Source organism: Algoriphagus sp. PAP.12 (assembly GCF_026652115.1).
Lineage (GTDB): Bacteria > Bacteroidota > Bacteroidia > Cytophagales > Cyclobacteriaceae > Algoriphagus.
Map to the genome: position 1 here is coordinate 1 of NZ_JAPPSQ010000059.1, position 1397 is coordinate 1397.

Below are 1397 nucleotides of genomic sequence, written 5' to 3' on the forward strand. Positions count from 1 at the left end.
ATCTAGTTAAACGACTAGATATGGGATATCCAACTAAGGTCCAGCTTATCAAGCGGGCAAAAAGCGAACAATGGTATGTCAACTTTCCAGCGGCTGTAGCCCAAGCAATCGAGTTTCAACAGGGAGAGATTGTAGAATGGATTATTGATGATCACCAGCGACTGGTACTGCAGCGAAGTGATCAGTCCGTGTCGGACCTTAAAAAAAAACTCCCCAAGAAGACCTGAAAGGAATGCTGGAAAGTATTTTCAGCGAATGTCAATTCTGCTTCAAGCAACTCAGAACCTGGAAAAAAGCAGGAAAGCTGTTAGATGGAGTACTTTCCTGCATGGGACGCCATACCGTGACAGGTTGGTTGACCGCCTGTGGAGACCAGTTTAAAGACTGGACCTCTGCCTATCGCCTTTTTCGAGGAGACCGAATGGATATCAATGGAATCTTCGGAGTAATCCGCAGGAAGGTTATCGGCCTGTGCGTTTCTGATCTCCCTTATGTTTTTGCACACATGGACGACACCCTGCTGCGAAAAAAAGGGAGAAGGGTGTTCGGCGGTCGATGGATGAGAGATCCACTCGGCCCGCCTTTTCAGGCCAATCTGGTCTGGGGCCAGCGGTTTATCCAAATTTCTCTTTCTCTTTTTGAAAAAATAGGGCCTGTTCAGTCTAGGGCAATTCCTATAGATCTTCACCATTGTCCATCTGTTAAAAAGCCGGGGAAATCCGGGACAGAATCCGATTGGAAGCAGTTTCGGGAAACCCAGAAAAAGGCTAAGCTCAGTGTCATCGGTTCCGAAAGAATCAGGATGCTTCGAGACAATATCGACCAGGACGGGTTTAAAGACAAACAGTTGATCCTGAGTGTTGATGGAAGTTATACAAACGAAACAGTTCTAAGGAATCTTCCCCAACGCACTGTCCTGATCGGAAGAATCAGAAAAGATTCCAGTCTCTACTTGCCTGCTGAAGCTTCCACATCTGGTGGAAGGGGACGAAAAAAAGTCTATGGAGAGAGCCTTCCAACCCCTGAGCAAATTCGTCAATCCAATGAACATGACTGGGTCAGAGTGAAGGCCTGGGCTGCAGGAAAAGAGCATGACTTCGATCTCAAAGTGATTTCCAGAGTCCGTTGGAGAAAAGCAGGAAAAAAAGACCTTAAACTGGTCATTGTCCGTCCTGTTTCATATAGGAAAACTGCTAAGTCGAAACTCTTGTATCGAGACCCCGCCTATTTGATTTGCAGTGACCCCGAACTGGATCTAGCTACCCTGTTGCAGGCTTATCTCTGGAGATGGGAGATAGAGGTAAACTTCAAAGATCAAAAGACCCTACTAGGCTGCGGTCAAGCTCAAGTCAGAACTCAGGAGGCTTGCAGCAAGGTGCCTGGGTTCCTAACAGCTG

At 47.0% G+C, this 1397-nt stretch carries 2 protein-coding genes; both read left to right on the forward strand.

Features of this window, described 5'->3' with window-relative positions; translation table 11 throughout:
• The first annotated feature begins 20 nt into the window (after positions 1–20).
• On the forward strand, positions 21–227 hold the full coding sequence (locus O0V13_RS21410; protein ID WP_268037057.1) for a hypothetical protein: 207 nt from the start codon (positions 21–23) through the stop codon (positions 225–227).
• 5 nt (positions 228–232) lie between these two features.
• On the forward strand, positions 233–1397 hold a 1165-nt coding region (locus O0V13_RS21415; RefSeq protein WP_268037058.1), incomplete at its 3' end, for a transposase.

Bases quoted from the DNA above. Each gene is read 5' to 3' on its own strand.
- O0V13_RS21410 (WP_268037057.1), top strand. From the start codon at position 21: ATGGGATATCCAACTAAGGTCCAGCTTATCAAGCGGGCAAAAAGCGAA.